A 15,197-nucleotide genomic window follows, 5' to 3' on the forward strand; every position below is an offset into this window, starting at 1 on the left:
CCTGTGCAGGTCCCGCATGCCGAGCAGGAGAACATCTGCGCGGCACTTCCTCCTCAGTGCTGGGCATATCGATCCGGCTGCAGGCCATGCATGAATGGACGATGGGAATCGGCTGCGCAGAACACGCCGATGGTCGCAGTGAAGCTAACATTCTACGGCGGATTAACTATCGGCAATTTTGCATGGCAGCATCCACGGATTTGCGTATGTGGGCGTCGTGCCGCGCGGCTGCTGTTATTTCGCCTTTTTGCAACTATCTAATGTCAGTGACGTTTGGGGAGGGCGCTAACGAGGTTTGGAGAACGTGAATGCGGATTCAGGCGATATTCAACAAGGACGGCGGCACGTTTCGCACGACCGACATGGAAGCCTATGTGCGGCATGCCGAATCGGTATTCGCTGCGGCGGGCCATCACCTTGATTGCGACGTCGTCGAAGGGGCAGACATCGAGATGACGCTGCGCCGCTGCGCCGACCGGACAGATCTCGATGCGATGCTTGCAGGCGGTGGCGACGGCACGATTTCGGCCGCCGCCGGCATTGCCTGGGAAAGCGGCATCTCGCTTGGCGTGGTCCCCGCCGGGACGATGAACCTCTTTGCCCGCTCCTTGCGCATTCCCCTCGATATCTGGCAGGCGCTCGATGCACTCGCGGACGGAACCGTGGCGGATGCGGACATCGGCAGTGCCAACGGGCGGGCGTTTGTACACCAGTTTTCCGCCGGTCTGCATGCCCGCATGGTGCGGCTTCGAAACGGCATGACCTATCGCTCGCGTGCCGGCAAGATCCTCGCCAACGTCCGCGCCGCCGGCGGCGTCATGCTCGATCCTCCCGAATTCGAGGTCGAGTTCGACGTCGACGGCGTTCGCGAGCATCGCCGCGTCTCCGCCATCAACGTGTCGAACAACCGCTTCGGCAATGATGCGCTGCTCTATGCCGACAGCGTGACCGGCGGTCATCTGGGCTTCTATGTCGCCCAGCCCCTCTCGACTTCGGGCGTCGCACGGCTCGCCTACGATATCCTGCGCGGCAAGCTTCGGGAGAATGGCGACGTGACGGAGATGGTCGGCAGCGCCGTCGATCTCCACTTCCCCAAGATGGACCGCGCCGTCAACTGCGTCATAGACGGCGAATTGCTGCCGATGAGCCGCGACGTGTCGCTGCGTCTTCACGCCGGCGAACTGAAGGTCATCGTGCCCCGCGTAAAGGCGCAATCCTCCCCGCAGGCCGCGGCGGCCTGAAGGGAAACCCGTCAGAGCCTCGCCAGATAGGTCTGGTAGTCGAAGTCCGACACCGTCCGCAGGTAGGTGATGGCCTCTTTGCGCTTGGTATCGCCATAGAGCTTGCGGTAGCGCTCGCCGAAGACGTCGGCGATGAAGGACGAGGCCGAAAACTCCTCGACGGCGGTGAGGAAGTCGTGCGTCAGCCGCGGCACACCGACCGGGTCCTGACCCGGTTCCGTCGCCGGCCCTGGATCCAGCTCCTCGTCCAGCCCGAGCAGCATGCCGCCGAGGATGGCGGTCAGCAGCAGGTATGGGTTGACGTCCGCGCCAGCGACGCGGTGCTCGATGCGGGCGGCCGGGCCGTCCTTGTCGGGAATACGGATCGCCGTGCCCCTGTGGCCGAAGCCCCAGTCGACATCGACCGGCGCGAACGAGCCCGGCTGGAAGCGGCGGTAGGAATTGGCGAACGGGGCGAAGATCAGTTGCGCCTCGCGCATCGTCCTGAGCATGCCGGCGCAGACCGACTTCAGCTTCTTCGGATCGCCCCCCTTGGCATCCAGCACATTGCGGCCGTCCCTGTCGATGATGCTCGCATGGACGTGCAGACCGGAGCCCGCCTGGTCGGCGTAGGGCTTCGCCATGCAGGTCGATTTCAGCCCGTGCAGGCGGGCGGCCTGCTCGGCGACGCGCTTCAGGTAGATGCAGTCGTCGGCCGCAGCCAGCGCGTCTGGCCGGTGCAGAAGGTTGATCTCGAACTGGCCGTGGCCGAATTCGGCGGTCGTCGCATCCGCCGGCAGCTCCATCTCGCGGGCGAAGGCCCGCACGGTCTGCAGGTAGTCGTCCAGCGCATCGACCGCGCTCATGTCGTAGAGCTGGTAGCCGTTCGGCTGGCCGCGATACATCAGCCGCTCCGGGGGGCGGGGCTTCCCGGTCACCCGCCAATCGTCCTGCACCACGTAGAATTCGAGCTCGGTCGCGACGACCGGCGTCAGGCCGCGCTCGTCGAAGCGCTTCAGAAGGGCGGAAAGAATGGCGCGTGGGCACATGAAGCTCGGCGTGCCGTCGAGCTCGTGCATGGTGGCGAGCACCTGCTTGGAACCTTCCGGTGCCCATGGCATCGGCGTCAGCGACCGGCGGTCCGGCTTGCATTCCCCGTCCGGGTCGCCGACCGAGAGCGACAGGCCGGTAATGTCGTCATTGTCATCGCCCCAGATGTCGAGCGACTGGGTCGACGAGGGCAGGCGGACGGTGCCGTCCCAGATCTTCTTCTCCGCCTCCAGCGGGATCTGTTTGCCGCGCAGGTCGCCGTTCATGCCAACGAGCATGATCTCGATCCGGGGAGGAGCATTGGCCGGAACGTTGCCGTTCGCCGTGGAATCTTTGCGCATGGTCAGGTTTCGCCTCAGGCAGGTTTTCAAGCGTGCATCCGGGCGAGCGATTCTTCTGCCGCTCTCTTGCCAAATGCCTGTTACAAGGGCATTTTCCTAGCCTATTCTGGCCCGCCATTCAATGAGCACCGAAACTTTCGCCGCGTTGCGGAGAAGCCGGTGAGACACCCTGAAACCCAAGGATGCGTAACATGTCGACAATGCCTGCCGCCTCGAATCTTGGTGCCCTTGATGCTGCCCACCACCTGCATCCCTTCTCGGACATGAAGAAGCTGAATGCCGCCGGCACCCGCATCATCGAGCGCGGCGAGGGCTGCTATATCTACGACAATCACGGCAAGAAGTATCTCGACGGTTTCGCCGGCCTCTGGTGCGTCAACATCGGCTACGGCCGCAAGGAAATTGCCGATGCCGTCGCCCGGCAGATGAACGAGCTGCCCTATTACAATACCTTCTTCGGCACCACCACGCCGCCGACAGCGCTGCTGGCGCAGAAGATTACCTCGCATGCGGGGCCCAACATCAACCGCGTCTTCTTCACCGGTTCCGGCTCGGAGGCCAACGACACCTGGTTCCGCATGGCGCGCGTCTACTGGGCGGCCCTTGGCAAGCCGTCGAAGAAGATGGTGATCGCGCGGCGCAACGGCTATCACGGCTCCACCGTGGTCGGCGCCTCGATGGGCGGCATGAAATACATGCACGAGCAGGGCGCGTTGCCGATCGAAGGCATCGTCCATATCGGCCAGCCCTTCTGGTATGGCGAGGGGGGCGAGCTCTCGCCGGCCGAGTTCGGCCTGAAGGTCGCACGCGAGCTGGCAGAGAAGATCGACGAACTCGGCGCCGATAATGTCGCAGCCTTTGTGGCCGAGCCGATCCAGGGGGCGGGCGGCGTCATCGTGCCGCCGGAAACATACTGGCCGGAGATCGCCCGCATCTGCAAGGAAAAGGACATTCTGCTGGTCGTCGACGAGGTGATCTGCGGGTTCGGCCGCACCGGCCATTGGTTCGGCCACCAGCATTTCGGCGTACAGCCGGATCTGGCACCGATCGCCAAGGGCCTGTCGTCGGGCTACCTGCCGATCGGCGGCGTCATGGTCTCCGACCGCGTCGGCGACGTTCTGGTCAACGAGGTGGGCGACTTCAACCACGGCTTCACCTATTCCGGCCATCCGGTCTGCGCCGCCGCCGCACTGGAAAACCTGCGCATCATCGAGGACGAGAAGCTGGTCGAGCGCGTGCACGATGATGTCGGCCCCTACCTTGCCGAAGGGCTGAAATCGCTGGAGGACCACCCTCTGGTGGGCCAGACCCAGTCGGTCGGCCTGATGGGCGCGGTCCAGCTCGTCGACGACAAGGCGAGCCGCAAGCGTTTCGAGGACAAGGAAAAGGTCGGTGTGGAGGTTCGCAACCACTGCCTCGCCAACGGTCTTGTGCTGCGCGCCACCGGCGACCGCATGCTCTATTCCCCGCCGCTGGTCATCACCCGCGCCGAGATCGATCAGATGATCGAAACCACCCGCAAGGGACTGGATCACGGGTGGAAGGCGATGAAAGGCTGATCGGCCGGCGTCCGCTGAAGGTCGCGGCAGGCCATCGGTGGACGGTGACCCGAGGCTTGGGGTGCCTCCTGATCCCTCCGCGAAGTCGGCCCTGCGCCAGCGCGTCCTGCCTCTCCGCCCCACGCCCCCACGCCCCCGTCATGCCGGACTAGATCCGGCATCCAGTTGCGCAAGTCCTTGCGCGATAGAGTATTTCCCGCGCCATGGACACGGCGCTGCGGGCTCCCGGATCAAGTCCGCTGATATCGCTTGAGTATGTTGCTGACCCATCCGCGTGCGCGGGCCGTGCCCCGCGCTACTCCCCCGCCGGATACACCCAGGCATAGCTGATGCTGTAGCGCTTGCCGTCGCGGCCATAGTGATACGGCAGTTCCATCCGGTGCAGATCGGGCGCGGCGGCCGGCCGGCCCTTGCCGAAGCGAGCGGCGTCAGCCAGCAAATCCGGGGCCGCGTCGGCCGCAGCGCCGTCTTCCTTGCGCCAGACGACCAGGACGGGCGACGTTGCGCTCCAGGCGACATCCGGGGCAAAGCCCGCATAGTCCTCAGATACCACCGGAATGCCGGGGAAATGCAGGCGCAGGTTGCCGGCGAGGTGCGTGTCGTCGGTGAGGATGGCCGCCGGCCTGATGCCGTCGTCGGCGATACTCCGTGCGAAGGCGTCGTAGGGAACGTTGAGTTTCTGGTAGTCGCCGGTCAGCCCGGCGGCGGCGACCCGGCCGAAGAGGATGGCCGGCACGGCGATCATGATCGCCGTCACGATTGGCGCAAAGCGCTTCAATTGCAGTCCGTCGGCAAGGCCTGCGGCTTCCACCTTCAGGCAGAGGTAGAGCGGCAGCACCAGAAGCAGCGGCGTCAGCCAGCGGTCCTTGATGTGCGCCGCCCCGGCAAACAGGATCAGCAGGACCAGCGCCAGCACGAACAGCACCATCATCCGCTCGATCAGCGCCGTCCAGCGGTTGCCCTTCGACAGTGCCTGCCAGAGGCTGCCGCGGAAGACGACGGCGAAGACGATCACGGTGACGGCGGAGAAGCCGGCGATCGCGGTGACGAGCGACAGCAGCCCTTCGGCGATCTGCGAGGCAAGGGCGGCATCCTCTTCGGCAAGCTTCTCCATCGTCCGCTCCGATGCAAGCCCGAGGTGGTCGACGAGCCAGAGCGCATGCGGCGCGACGATCAGAAGGCTCGCGCCGATCGTCAGCATCAGGCGCCAGTCGAAGACCCGCTGCCGCCATTCCCTGTCGAACAGGACGGCCAGGAGTGCCGCTGCCGGAAGCAGAACGAAATTGTACTTGGCGATCATGCCGATGCCGATCGCAATGCCGGTCAGCAGATAGCTTGCGATCGTGGGGGCTGCCAGCGTGCGGAAGAAGCCGTACAGGAAAAGCGCTGCGGCGAAGACGACCGCCACCGTATGCGTTAGGTCGCGCTGCGCCTCGAAGGCGATTTGCGGGATCGTCAGCAATGACAGCGTGGCGATGATCGCAAGATCGCGGTCCTTCAGGACCGATTTCGCCGCCAGGCCATAGGCGAGGTAGGCGGCAAAGAGCATCAGGTTCTTCAGGAAACTGATCGCAAACACGCTCGGCCCGGTGATCTGGATCAGTCCGTATTGCAGCCAGTTGTAGAAGGGCGGCTGCGTGTCGTAGCCCGCGGCCAGCCACTGCGACAGCAGGATCTGCTGCGCCTCGTCCCTTTCCAGCGAATCCGGCAGAGCCATCCGCACGAGGAAATTGACGACGAAATATGCGGCCAGGAGCATGAAGGCCGCATTCGGCGATGCGCGCAGGAAGCGGGTCATCTCAGTCGTGCCGGAACGTCTGCCGGATGACGTAGTTCGGCGTGTCGTCGTCGCGGAAATAGGTCCGCGCGATCATCTCCGACAGGATGCCGGTGGTGATAAGCTGGACCGACGACAGGAACAGCAGGACGCCGACCAGCAGCAGCGGTCGCGTGCCGATGTCGTTGCCGAAGGCGAACTTGTCGATGAAGAGATAAGCGAGGATGAGAGCGCTCAGCGCGCCCGCTGCCAGGCCGATCGAGCCGAAGAAGTGGCCCGGTCGCGCCTTGTAGCGCATGAAGAACAGCACCGACAGCAAGTCCAGTATGACCCGGAACGTGCGCGAAATGCCGTATTTGGAGGTGCCGAGCGTGCGCGGATGGTGGGCGACGACCATCTCGCCGATTCTGGAGCTCGGCACCACGCCCGCGACCCAGGCGGGGATGAAACGGTGCATCTCGCCCATCAGCTTGACCTGCTTGATGATCGAGGCGCGGTAGATCTTCAGGCTGCAGCCGTAGTCGTGCAGGCGTACGCCGGTGATCCGCCCGATCAGCGCGTTGGCGCACCAGGAAGGGATCTTGCGCAGGAACAGGCCGTCCTTGCGGTTCTTGCGCCAGCCGACGAGCAGGTCGAGCTCGCGGTCGTCGAGGGCCTGCGCCATGGCGCGGATGTCGCGCGGATCGTTCTGCAGGTCGCCGTCGAGCGTGGCGATCAGGCGGCCGCGGGCGGCGTCGATGCCGGCCTGCATGGCCGCGGTCTGGCCGAAATTGCGCTGCAGCTCGATGATCGCAAGGTTCAGTCCCGGCCGGTCGAGCGCGCCGCGCGCCTTCAAGAGCGTCGCATCCGTGCTGCCGTCGTCGACGAGGATCAGTTCCCACGGTTTGTCGAAACCGTCCATGGCCTCGTAGATGCGCTCGATCAGCGGGACGACGCTCTCTTCCTCGTTGAAGACGGGGACGACCAGCGAAATCTCGATGCCGGCCGGCTGCAGCTCGACGGCGGCGATGGTTTGCGAATTTTCCTGCAATGTTTCTTTCTCCACTCCGGCGGAGTTCTTTCCGTCTGCGTATCGTGGTACCACGCGCTCGCAGCCTGATAAGGGAAACCCAGCACTTATATGACTTCCGCGCCGAATTCCAGCCGACGTCCCTGGCTTTCCCGTGTTGCCCGCCGTCATGGCATGACGCTTCTGACGGTCGCCTGCCTTGTCGCCTATGCCGCCTTCGTCGAATGGCAGTGGGGCTGGGGACGGCTTCTCGTGCAGTGGCAGAAGGTCGGCCTATGGACGACGACAGGTGCGCTCGCGCTGTTGACCGCAACCTATTTCGTCCGCACCCAGCGCATCTACGACTACTTTCCGAAGGAAACCGCGGGGCATTTCCTGAAGCTGTTTCGCCTGACGCAGGTACACAACCTGCTCAACATCATGCTGCCTTTCCGGGCAGGGGAGACGAGCTTTCCGCTGCTGATGCGCTCGCAGTTTTCCGTGCCGCTTCCGCGTGCGACCGCAGCCCTTCTGGTCATGCGCCTGCTCGACCTGCATGCGCTGTGCGCCGCAGCCGGCATCGGCCTCGTCATGGGGGCTTCCGGCCGGCCGCTCGCCTGGCTGGTCTGGGCGCTCTTTCTCGTGTCGCCGCTCGTGTTCTTCGCCGCCAAGGGGCCGATTTTCCGACAGCTCAAGGGGCGCCTGCCCGGCAAGCTCGAACGTCTTCTGGAAGAGGTCGATGCCGGCATCCCGGCCGATACCGGCCGCTTCGTCCGCGCCTGGCTCTTCACCGTGCTGAACTGGGGCGTGAAGGTGCTGGTGCTCGCCTGGGTCCTCGGCCTGCTCGGCGTGGCGCCGCTTGCCGCCACCTTCGGCGGCGCACTCGGCGGCGAATTGTCCTCCGTCCTGCCAGTCCATGCACCCGGCGGCGTCGGCACCTATCCGGCCGGGATCACGGCCGGCGCGGTCGCCTTTGGCGCGGACAAGGCGCGTGCGGCGGTATCAGTCATGGCCGAGGCTGCGATCAACGCGCACCTGATGATCGTCGCCAGCGCCTGTGTGGGAACGGCGCTGTCGGTCGTGCTCTCGTGGTTTTCGAACGAGCCGCGTTGACGGCCTATTGGAAGGCCGTCTCGAAGAAGCTTCTGAGCTTGCGCGAATGCAGCTTTTCCGTTGGCATGCCCGCCAGCTTCTCAAGCGCCCGGATGCCGATGCGCAGGTGCTGGTTGACCTGGGTGCGATAGAAGGCCGTCGCCATGCCGGGCAGTTTCAGTTCCCCGTGCAGCGGCTTGTCGGAGACGCAGAGCAGCGTGCCGTAGGGGACGCGGAAGCGAAAGCCGTTGGCGGCGATCGTCGCCGATTCCATGTCGAGCGCGATCGCGCGCGACTGTGACAGCCGCTTGACCGGCCCGCGCTGGTCGCGCAGTTCCCAGTTGCGGTTGTCGATGGTAGCGACGGTGCCGGTGCGCATGATCCGCTTCAGGTCGTAGCCTTCCAGCCCCGTCACCTCGGCGACAGCACTTTCCAGCGCCACCTGCACCTCGGCCAAGGCAGGGATCGGCACCCACACCGGCAGGTCGTCGTCGAGAACGTGGTCCTCGCGCACATAGGCGTGCGCCAGCACATAGTCGCCGAGCGTCTGGCTGTTGCGCAGGCCGGCGCAGTGGCCGAGCATCAGCCAGGCATGCGGGCGCAGCACGGCGATGTGGTCGGTGATCGTCTTCGCGTTCGACGGGCCGACGCCGATATTGACCAGCGTGATGCCGCCATGGCCCTTGCGCTTGATGTGGTAGGCCGGCATTTGCGGCAGCCGGGCAAGCGTCAGGTCGGTGTCCGGCTTGTCGTTGCCGGCCTGGGTGACGACGTTGCCGGGCTCGACGAAGGCGGTATAGCCGTTGCCGCCCTCGGCCATCTGCAGCCGCGCCCAGGCGCAGAACTCGTCGACGTAGAACTGGTAGTTGGTGAAGAGAACGAAGTTCTGGAAATGATTGGCGCTGGTCGCCGTATAGTGGCTGAGGCGCGCCAGCGAATAGTCGACGCGCTGGGCGGTAAAGGCCGCAAGCGGGGACGGCTCGCCGGGGCCGGGCTCGTAGGAGCCGTTGGCGATCTCGTCGTCGGTGTTGGTCAGGTCCGGCGCGTCGAACATGTCGCGCAGCGGAACGGTGATGTTTTCCGCCACTTCCGCCTCGACATAGGCGCCCTCGCCGAAGGCGAAATGCAACGGAATCGGCGTCGCCGATTCCGAGACGGTAACGCTGATGCCGTGATTGCGCATCAGGTGGCCGAGCTGCTCCTTGAGATAGTGCCGGAAAAGCTTCGGGCGCGTGATGGTGGTGGAGTAGATGCCTGGCGAGGCGACGTAGCCGTACGACAGGCGGGAATCCACATGACCGAAGCTGGTGGTCTCGACGCTGACCTGCGGATAGCACGCGCGATAGCGGCAATCAGGCGTGTTGACCTTGGCAAGCCCGGCGAAGGCATCGGTGAGAAAGCGGGTGTTGCGCTCATAGAGCGCTTCGAGGCAATCGACCGCCTGCACCGGATCATCAAAGGCCCGTGGCGTGAAGGGTTCCGGCGTGGCGAAGGGGAGGGGTGCGGGCGACAAGATTCGTTTGCTCATGAATCATTATAGGTCGCCCGATTTTGCATGCAATCGACAAGAATGTAACGCCCGTCGCGCGAACTGCACTTTTCTGCTGTGGTTTTCGCGACAATCAGCGCGGCCCGGCGAGGATGACGATGGCGCCGGCCATGGCGATGCCTGCGCCCGTCAGGTCCCAGCGGTCGGGCGCGACGCCCTCGGCAAGCCACAGCCACAGCAGCGAGGCGGCGATGTAGATCCCGCCATAGGCGGCATAGGCGCGACCGGCCGCCTCGGAATCGATCAGCGTCAGCAGCCAGGCGAAGACGGCAAGCGCCGCGATGCCGGGAATGAGCCAGAGGATGGACTTGTCCATTCGCAGCCACGCCCAGAAGGAGAAGCACCCGGCGATCTCGGCGAGTGCCGCGGCGGCATAGATGAGAATGGGCTGCATGCGGGGCTCCGATCGTTGAAGCCGAGCACTATCGCATTCGGAGCGGATTCGAAACTTGCCTTGTCGTGGGGGGCGGCAATGGAGGCTGATTGCAAGGCCGGTCGTGACGACGCGAACCTGAACATCGTGGCGCCGCTCAGATCATCGACTGCCGCTGCAGCGTGACAAAGAGCACCAGGCCGGCTCCCTGCTTGCCGATGCCAAGGCCGCCATTGCCGGCGAAGCTGACGGCTGCGAGCGGTGCCACCATCATGACGGTGAGAACGAGAATGCGCAGGCTGATGGCGAAGCCGGAAAGAAGCGCGATTGGCATGGTAGCGGACCCAATCAGGAGATCAGAGAGCGGTGTGGCAGGAGACGGGAAGGCTGCAGGCGCTGGCAGTGCCGTAGCGCTGCATCTTCTCGTGCCGGCGGGCGTCGGTTTCGACGGCGGCGGCGACCGAGATGGCAAATACGGTCATGAGCAGCGTGATGATCGTAAGCCTGCGTGCCAGGATTTCCATGTTCGTTCCCCTGAAAGTGTCAAATCGTGACGCCTTTCTCGCAGGTTGCAACTGAATGTGTTCTGAGGGTGCGGTTCATCTGGCGTTCAGAAAAGTCGAAAACCGGCACGGCGGATTCGCTCCTCCCGCCTTGAACCGGGTTGCATCGTTGTCTACCTCTGCCAGACATCGAAGGAGAAGCGGATGACCAAACCGATCGAACTCTATTTCTGGCCGACCCCGAACGGCCACAAGATCACCATCATGCTGGAGGAACTCGGCGTTCCCTACGAGGTGAAGTACATCAATATCGGCAAGGGCGAGCAGTTCGCTCCCGACTTCCTGAAGATCGCGCCAAACAATCGCATGCCCGCGATCATCGATCCCGATGGCCCCGGCGGCGCGCCGATTTCGGTCTTCGAGTCCGGCGCCATCCTGCAGTATTTGGGTCGCAAGTACGGCCGCTTCTATCCCACAGACGAGCGCGCCCGCGTCCAGGTCGAGGAATGGCTGTTCTGGCAGATGGGCGGCCTGGGGCCGATGGCCGGGCAGGCGCACCACTTCCGCCAGTACGCGCCGGAGAAGATCGAATACGGCATCAACCGTTATACAAACGAGGTCAACCGGCTCTATGGCGTGATGGACAGGCGGCTGGCCGAACATGAATATCTGGCAGGCGACTATTCGATTGCCGACATGGCCTGCATCGGCTGGGTCCGCTCGTATGAGAACCAGGGGCAGAGGCTCGAGGACTTCCAGAACCTGAAGCGCTGGTTCGAGGCCATGCTCGCCCGCCCCGCCGTCCAGCGCGGCATCGAGGTCGGCAAGGAAGAGCGCGCCCGGCAGGCGAGCCTTGCCGAAGACAAGGAAGCGCAGAAGATCCTGTTCAATCAGCGCGCTCGCTGAGCATGAAACAGGGCGGGCGGGTGCCGGCGTCAGCCGGCTTCCGCCCGTTCAACGCCCGTTGGCTGCGCGCGAACGCAGAACCCCCGTCGGTCGATAGCGCGCACACCGCTTGCGTCTTGCCTGCTTCGAGCCCGTCGTCGAGCGCGTCAGAGGCGCGACCAGGTCTGCGTCTTGCAGAACACCTTCAGCACGCAGCCCTTCATCTTCAGCGCGTTGCCGCTCACCGCTCCCGAACCGTCATAGGTCTTGTCCTCGGCCGGGTCGGTGATCGAACCGGTATATTCGCCGCCGGAACCAGCCAGTTCCCCGATCTTCCTGCCGGCGAACTTGCCGGTCTTCAGCGTAATGCAGAAGCCGGCGCCGCAAGGCCCGATCGCTGCCGTCTCGCCGCTTGCGGTCTTCCAGTTGCCCTCGATCGGTTCGGCGGCAAGCGCCCCGCCGGCCAGGCCGAAGCCGAGCGTCAATGCAAGGATCATCTTGCTCTTCATGTGTCCCTCCCGTCGCAGTGTCAGCATGCCGGCGCCGGCTTCCGGTCGCCTTATGGCGGTCCGGCCGATGCATGGGCAATTCGCTCCGTGTCCTCCAGCGGTGCGTCGCGACATTATCTTACGCAAACGTAAGCGTAAATATGTGGGAGAGGCGTTTCGCCGCTGAAATCATGATGGTCTGGCGGCGTCCGACCGGCGCTTTTACGGTGGTCGAAAAGAATCGACCCGCTTGCGTGGTTAGCAATTGGTTGAAATTGCAGGTTGAATTTTCCGTAAATTTTGAAGCGAATCCGCTGCATTCCAGACGGTCCGATGCTTAACGAAAAGCCAAGTTTACCAAGCGTTTGAACTTTGTTTGCGTCAAATTAAGCATGCATTTTAAGCGACCCTTGAAGGCCTCGTGGCATAGTGAAGCCATAAGACGAGCACGGAAAACACCGGCCGGAAAAACCTTCGCAGACCACGGGCCGCAGAAGACGGCAAGGCGGCGAAAGGCAATGAAAACAGGGCGATAAGAAAAGAACGAACAGGACAGGGACAAAAACGATGGCACGCTTCGATATCCAGAATTCCGAAATGGCCGCCATGATGGGCGGCGAGGCCCGCGCCGAGACTTTCTGCGACATGGGCCTGATGTATGCGACCGGTCGCGGATGTGGCGTCGATCTGGTCGCAGCTCACAAGTGGCTCAACATCGCAGCCATCAAGGGTTGTGATCGCGCCGCCGAGTTGCGGGCCGATCTGGCCGCCACGATGAGCAAGACCGATCTCGCACAGGCACTTCGCGCCGCCCGGGACTGGATGACCACGCATTGATTGCAGGATTGCTGCAAGTTCGGCGGGGCCATGATGGCCGCTTGCGAAACTTGCAGGAGAACGAGCCTTGCGGCACCTGTTCGCGTCATCAGACGCGCGGCGTCATGTGGGCGGTAGCCAATAGGCAGTGGGGTTGACCCAACAACAAGAAGCCTGCGGAACCATGCTGTCCGCAACCCCGCTGTCTATTGACGACCGCCTATCTTGCCGCCCGAAGCACCTTCGGCAGGGCTTCCTCGAACAGGTCCAGTTCTGCCGAGGGTCCGACGCTGACGCGGATGCAGCGGTTCAGCGGCGCGACACCCGGCATGCGGATGAACACGCCGTGCTCCATCAGCCCGTCGACGATGGCGCGCGCATGCGTGCCGTCGCCTCCCGCATCGATCGCCACGAAATTGGTGGCGGAGGGCAGGGGCGTCAGGCCATTTTTCCGGGCAATGTCGGAAATCCTGTCGCGTGCGGCCGCAATCCGTCCGACTACGTCCTTGAGATAGGCCTGGTCCTCCAGGGCCGCGAGCGCGGCGACGGTGGATATGCGCGCCATGCCGAAATGGTTTCGGATCTTGTCGAAGGCCTGCGCGTTGCCGAGGGTGGCGATCGCATATCCCACGCGGGCGCCCGCAAGCCCGTAGGCCTTGGAAAACGTGCGCATGCGCAGAACGTTCGGCAGGCCGATCAACGCATCGATCGAGGGCGTCGATCCGGCGGGCGCCGTCTCGCAGTAGGCTTCGTCCAGGATCAGCAGGCTGCGGTCCGGCAACGCCCGGGCGAAAGCCGTCACGCTGTCCGCGTCCCACCAGCTGCCCATCGGATTGTCGGGATTGGCGAGGTAGACCAGCGGCGCATCCTCGCGCCGTGCAGCCTCCAGCAGGCCGTCCAGATCCTCGCGATCGTTCGCGTAAGGCACGGTTACGAGCCGTCCGCCATAGCCGTTCACATGATAGTTGAAGGTCGGATAGCCACCGAGCGAGGTTACGACCGCAGCACCCGGCTCGATCACCATCCGCACGATCTCGCCGAGAAGCCCGTCGATGCCGCCGCCGACGGCGATGTTGTCGCGCGACACGCCGTGATGCAGCGCCAGCGCCTCGCGCAGTTCGTAGCTTTCCGGATCGTTGTACATCCAGGTCTCGCCGGCCTTGCGCGCGATCGCCGCAAGCACGGTCGGGGCAGGGCCGAACCCGCTCTCGTTCGCGCCGATCCTGGCCCTTACGGCAAGGCCGCGCTGGCGTTCGATCGCTTCCGGGCCGACGAAGGGGATGGTGGTGGGAAGCCCGTTGACGAGCGGGGTGAAGCGGGAAAATCCGGACATGTCTGCTGGAACCTCGAGAGATCGACCATGAAGCCCTGCGCCGGCGACGGGAAGCCGCAGCGCCAAGGCGGTCGGCACCCTACTGTATGGCGCGGCGATTCCAAATCGCTTTTCGGGTCGGAATGCCGGAAGTGCTCAGGGCGCACATGCGGACGGCAGCACCGCCGTACCGCATCGCACGAACGGGACGGTCAGGTCCGCTGGAGTTCGAAGCGCGGGCGTTCCACCCCGCGCATGTAGCCCGGGTTCTGCTGCTTCGGGTTCGCCGCAACGCCGCCGGTGAAGTAATCGGCGCGGACGATCTGGTGCAGAAGCTCCTCGTCGATTTCCTTGATGAACTGCACGCCGATGCGGTGATCGTTCCGGTAGACTTCGGCGCATCCCATCTTGGCGAGAACCCCGACGACGGTGAGGTAGTAGTGTTCGCCGAGGCCGATCGTGGTGTTCACCGAGAAACTGGCGCCGCCGAGCGAGATGTCGATCAGCTGGCAGGTCCTGACCTTCGGGGCCGCCAGATCGAGCCCGACCGACAGGACCATGCCCTGGCGATTGACCCGGAACCGTTCCCATTTGCGCTCGTAAAGGCCGCCGCTCTGCCGCTTGTCTACCAGCTGTACCAAGACGCACTCCCCGATGCAGGCATCACGCCGCCATTTGTCACTGCGGCACAGGATTGCATTTATAAGTTCGAATTCGCTGAAGGCGATATGTAAGATTTTACGTATTGCAATCGTCGCGTGAATCGCTTGGTAAGCCGGGCCACAGCAGAACTATCCGCGCGAAAGCACGAGCGCCAGGTAGTCCGGATCGAGGAACATGTTGAACCGCACCACCCGCTCGCTGCCCTCGCGCTGCACCTCGGTGCAGCCGATCTCGTCGCGCATCCCGCCAATGCGAAGATAGAAATTCTCCGAAAGTTCCAGCGATCCGTCCAGGCTTATGAGGGCGCCGGCGGAAGAGATGGTGCGGATCAGGCAGGCATGTTCCGTAGACGCGCTCAGGTGGTGCCCGATGGGGATGACGTATCCCGGCCGGTCGATCCGGTGCTGGACGAAGCTGCGCTTGGGGTGCTGCGGCCTGATCTGTTCGTGAAAGCTCTCCAACGGCATGCGATCCTCCCCGCATTTCGAACACCAGTTTAGGCTGGCGCAGTTGACGAAATGCAAAGACGGCGCCCTGCATATCGCGGGGTGCCGCCTGAGTTCGATTCGGGAAAGCGATGG

At 63.9% G+C, this 15,197-nt stretch carries 16 protein-coding genes; 5 read left to right on the forward strand and 11 right to left on the reverse strand.

Annotated features, from left to right (window positions below):
* The first annotated feature begins 308 nt into the window (after window positions 1-308).
* Entirely contained in the window at window positions 309-1,241 is a 933-nt protein-coding gene (locus tag HV823_RS03085) for a diacylglycerol/lipid kinase family protein (protein ID WP_176948283.1), read from the forward strand.
* Between the two features lie 11 nt (window positions 1,242-1,252).
* Here the strand turns inward: HV823_RS03085 and HV823_RS03090 are convergent, their stop codons facing one another.
* A complete protein-coding gene (locus tag HV823_RS03090; RefSeq protein ID WP_176948284.1) occupies window positions 1,253-2,611 on the reverse strand; it encodes a glutamine synthetase family protein in 1,359 nt (452 codons plus the stop codon).
* A gap of 191 nt (window positions 2,612-2,802) precedes the next feature.
* Between HV823_RS03090 and HV823_RS03095 the strand changes: the two genes are divergently transcribed.
* Window positions 2,803-4,170 carry an aspartate aminotransferase family protein gene (locus HV823_RS03095; protein ID WP_176948285.1) on the forward strand — a complete coding sequence of 456 codons (1,368 nt, stop codon included), beginning with the start codon at window positions 2,803-2,805 and terminating at the stop codon, window positions 4,168-4,170.
* Window positions 4,171-4,465: 295 nt separating this feature from the next.
* On the opposite strand, the gene HV823_RS03100 is transcribed toward HV823_RS03095, so the two are convergent.
* Complete coding sequence (locus HV823_RS03100) at window positions 4,466-5,968, reverse strand: ArnT family glycosyltransferase (RefSeq protein ID WP_176948286.1); 1,503 nt, start codon at window positions 5,966-5,968, stop codon at window positions 4,466-4,468.
* A 1-nt stretch (window position 5,969) separates the two neighbouring features.
* Complete coding sequence (locus HV823_RS03105; RefSeq protein ID WP_176948667.1) at window positions 5,970-6,977, reverse strand: glycosyltransferase family 2 protein; 1,008 nt, start codon at window positions 6,975-6,977, stop codon at window positions 5,970-5,972.
* Between the two features lie 90 nt (window positions 6,978-7,067).
* Here HV823_RS03105 and HV823_RS03110 point away from each other — a divergent pair, with 90 nt between their 5' ends.
* Entirely contained in the window at window positions 7,068-8,048 is a 981-nt protein-coding gene (locus HV823_RS03110) for a lysylphosphatidylglycerol synthase transmembrane domain-containing protein (RefSeq protein WP_176948287.1), read from the forward strand.
* A gap of 4 nt (window positions 8,049-8,052) precedes the next feature.
* Here the strand turns inward: HV823_RS03110 and HV823_RS03115 are convergent, their stop codons facing one another.
* From HV823_RS03115 to HV823_RS03130, 4 genes are all read right to left on the reverse strand, one after another.
* Window positions 8,053-9,555, reverse strand: a complete 1,503-nt coding sequence (locus HV823_RS03115) for an AMP nucleosidase (protein WP_176948288.1) — start codon at window positions 9,553-9,555, stop codon at window positions 8,053-8,055.
* A gap of 94 nt (window positions 9,556-9,649) precedes the next feature.
* Window positions 9,650-9,970, reverse strand: a complete 321-nt coding sequence (locus HV823_RS03120) for a YnfA family protein (protein WP_176948289.1) — start codon at window positions 9,968-9,970, stop codon at window positions 9,650-9,652.
* A 136-nt stretch (window positions 9,971-10,106) separates the two neighbouring features.
* Complete coding sequence (locus HV823_RS03125; protein WP_176948290.1) at window positions 10,107-10,283, reverse strand: hypothetical protein; 177 nt, start codon at window positions 10,281-10,283, stop codon at window positions 10,107-10,109.
* 22 nt (window positions 10,284-10,305) lie between these two features.
* On the reverse strand, window positions 10,306-10,473 hold the full coding sequence (locus tag HV823_RS03130) for a hypothetical protein (protein ID WP_176526713.1): 168 nt from the start codon (window positions 10,471-10,473) through the stop codon (window positions 10,306-10,308).
* 183 nt (window positions 10,474-10,656) lie between these two features.
* On the opposite strand from HV823_RS03130, the gene HV823_RS03135 reads away from it, so the two are divergent.
* Complete coding sequence (locus HV823_RS03135; protein WP_176948291.1) at window positions 10,657-11,358, forward strand: glutathione S-transferase N-terminal domain-containing protein; 702 nt, start codon at window positions 10,657-10,659, stop codon at window positions 11,356-11,358.
* 146 nt (window positions 11,359-11,504) lie between these two features.
* Here HV823_RS03135 and HV823_RS03140 read toward each other — a convergent pair whose 3' ends face one another.
* A complete protein-coding gene (locus HV823_RS03140) occupies window positions 11,505-11,846 on the reverse strand; it encodes a DUF2147 domain-containing protein (RefSeq protein WP_176948292.1) in 342 nt (113 codons plus the stop codon).
* 546 nt (window positions 11,847-12,392) lie between these two features.
* On the opposite strand from HV823_RS03140, the gene HV823_RS03145 reads away from it, so the two are divergent.
* A complete protein-coding gene (locus HV823_RS03145; protein ID WP_176948293.1) occupies window positions 12,393-12,662 on the forward strand; it encodes a sel1 repeat family protein in 270 nt (89 codons plus the stop codon).
* A gap of 199 nt (window positions 12,663-12,861) precedes the next feature.
* On the opposite strand, the gene HV823_RS03150 is transcribed toward HV823_RS03145, so the two are convergent.
* The 3 genes from HV823_RS03150 to HV823_RS03160 form a co-directional block, all read right to left on the reverse strand.
* Window positions 12,862-13,974, reverse strand: a complete 1,113-nt coding sequence (locus tag HV823_RS03150; RefSeq protein WP_176948294.1) for a pyridoxal phosphate-dependent aminotransferase — start codon at window positions 13,972-13,974, stop codon at window positions 12,862-12,864.
* Window positions 13,975-14,165: 191 nt separating this feature from the next.
* Window positions 14,166-14,594, reverse strand: coding sequence for a PilZ domain-containing protein (locus HV823_RS03155; protein ID WP_246300882.1), 429 nt, complete (start codon window positions 14,592-14,594; stop codon window positions 14,166-14,168).
* Between the two features lie 150 nt (window positions 14,595-14,744).
* Window positions 14,745-15,083 carry a hypothetical protein gene (locus tag HV823_RS03160; protein ID WP_176948295.1) on the reverse strand — a complete coding sequence of 113 codons (339 nt, stop codon included), beginning with the start codon at window positions 15,081-15,083 and terminating at the stop codon, window positions 14,745-14,747.
* Window positions 15,084-15,197: the final 114 nt, after the last annotated feature.

It is taken from the genome of Mycoplana rhizolycopersici, from assembly GCF_013378445.1.
Classification (GTDB): domain Bacteria; phylum Pseudomonadota; class Alphaproteobacteria; order Rhizobiales; family Rhizobiaceae; genus Mycoplana; species Mycoplana rhizolycopersici.